This is a genomic window from Pseudomonas sp. TWI929 (assembly GCF_039673335.1).
GTDB lineage: Bacteria > Pseudomonadota > Gammaproteobacteria > Pseudomonadales > Pseudomonadaceae > Aquipseudomonas.
The window spans coordinates 1-2,610 of record NZ_JBDJLK010000169.1; the positions used below are offsets into that span (position 1 = coordinate 1).

Annotated in this window: 1 protein-coding gene; it reads left to right on the forward strand. The window is 60.8% G+C overall.

The genetic code is table 11. The features are described 5' to 3' along the window. On the forward strand, positions 1-2,610 hold a 2,610-nt coding region (locus ABE456_RS28380; RefSeq protein WP_346646890.1), incomplete at both ends, for an immunoglobulin-like domain-containing protein.

The window sequence follows — 2,610 nt, forward strand, 5'->3', positions numbered from 1 at the left end:
CCGAACCCGACCCCGGCCCAAACCGCGATCAACGATTCGACCGACAACACCACCGCGACCCTGACTGCTTCGCCAAGCGTCACCGAAGGTGGCGTGATCACTTACACCGTGACCCTGAGCAATCCAGCCCAGACAGCGGTGACCGTGACCCTGTCCAACGGCCAGACCATCACCGTTGAAGCGGGCAAGACCCAGGGCAGCGTCGATTTCCAGACCCCGGCGAACGACGTCTACAACAACGGTTCGACCGTTAGCGTCACCATCGAAAGCGCCACGGGTGGCAACTTCGAGCAACTGACGCCGAACCCGACTCCGGCCCAGACGACGATCAACGACTCGACCGATAATACCACCGCGACCCTGACTGCTTCGCCAAGCGTCACCGAAGGTGGCGTGATCACTTACACCGTGACCCTGAGCAATCCGGCGCAGACGGCGGTGACTGTCACTCTGTCCAATGGCCAGACCATCACCGTTGAAGCCGGCAAGACCCAGGGCAGCGTCGACTTCCAGACCCCGGCGAATGACGTCTACAACAACGGTTCGACCGTTAGCGTGACCATCGAAAGCGCCACGGGCGGTAACTTCGAACAACTGACGCCGAACCCGACGCCCGCACAGACGGCGATCAATGATTCGACCGACAACACCACCGCGACCCTGACGGCGAGCCCGTCGGTGACCGAAGGTGGCGTGATCACTTACACCGTGACCCTGAGCAACCCGGCTCAGACGGCGGTGACCGTGACCCTGTCCAATGGCCAGACTATTACCGTTGAAGCCGGTAAATCCCAGGGCAGCGTCGATTTCCAGACCCCGGCGAACGACGTCTACAACAACGGTTCGACCGTTAGCGTCACCATCGAAAGCGCCACGGGTGGCAACTTCGAGCAACTGACGCCGAACCCGACTCCGGCCCAGACGACGATCAACGACTCGACCGACAATACCACCGCGACCCTGACTGCTTCGCCAAGCGTCACCGAAGGTGGCGTGATCACTTACACCGTGACCCTGAGCAACCCAGCCCAGACTCCGGTGACCGTGACTCTGTCCAACGGCCAGACCATTACCGTTGAAGCCGGCAAGACCCAGGGCAGCGTTGACTTCCAGACCCCGGCAAATGACGTCTACAACAACGGTTCGACCGTTAGCGTGACCATCGAAGGCGCCACGGGCGGCAACTTCGAACAGCTGACCCCGAACCCGACTCCGGCTCAGACTGTCATCAATGACAGTGTCGATACCGTCACCGTAAGCATCGTCAGTAATGGCGATGTGACCGAAGATCAGCAGCCTTCCTTCACAGTGAAGGTTAGCCAGGCGCTGGATCGTCCATTGACCGTAACCCTGTCGAATGGCGACACCGTGACCATCGAAGCCGGTAAAACCGAAGTCGAGTACAAGACCTCGGCCCAGGGCGATGACGTCATCAAGGATGCCGGCTCCATCACCCTCAGCGTCACCGACGCTTCTGTTTCGGGTGCCACATTCGAGAAGCTGGCCTTGGGTGGCCCGGCTACCGTTGAAATCGCGGACACCATCAGTGAGGTTGTGGCCAAGCTGACTGCGACCCCTTCGGTTACCGAAGGTGGCGAGATCACCTACACCATTACCCTGACCAACAAAGATGGTCTGCCGATCAACAACCACGGTGCTTTGACCTTCACGCTGAGTGACGGCAAGACGGTCATCACCGTGCCGGCCAACACCGCTACCGGCTCGATCAACGTCTCTGCTCCGGACAACGTCTACACCGGTAATAACCCGGCGATCGTCAAGGCGATCGACACCGTGACCGGCGCTGATGTCGGCAAGTTCGAACAACTGACCCTGGACAAGACTCCGGTCAGCACCACCGTGACCGACGAGCCAGGCTCGGGTACCCCGAGCACCCCAGGCCACGAGAACCAGGGTGACGTGGTACTGGTCACCATCACCGCCAACCAGGAATCGGTGGCCGAGAACGTCAAACCGACCTTCACCGTGCACATCAACACCGTGCTGGATCATGACCTGCTCGTGACCCTGAGCAACGACGCGGTGGTGACCATCAAGGCGGGTCAACTCAGCAGCGAACCGTATACCCACGCCGAGCAAGGCGACGACGTCTACAACGACGCTGGCCAGATCAGCCTGGGCATCAAGGAAGCGGTTGATGCGACCGGTGCCGGCTTCGAAAACCTGCAGTACGGCGGCGCGGCGACTGTCGAAGTCACCGACACCATCGACGAAGTGGTCGCGACCCTGACGGCCACTGAGTCCGTGAGCGAAGGCGGGGTAATCACCTACACCATCACCCTGACCAACGCTGACGGCCTGCCGATCAACAAGCACGGCGAGCTGACCTTCACCCTGAGTGACGGCAAGACCACCATCACCGTACCGGCTAACACGGCGTCGGGTACTACTACCGTGGTTGCCCCGGACAACGTCTACACCGGCACCAACCCGGCGATCGTCAAGTCGATCGGTACCGTTACTGGCGCTGATGTCGGCAAGTTCGAGCAACTGACCCTGGACAAGACTCCAGTCAGCACCACCGTGACCGACGAGCCAGGCTCGGGTACCCCGAGCACTCCGGGCCACGAGAACCACGGTGACGTTGTA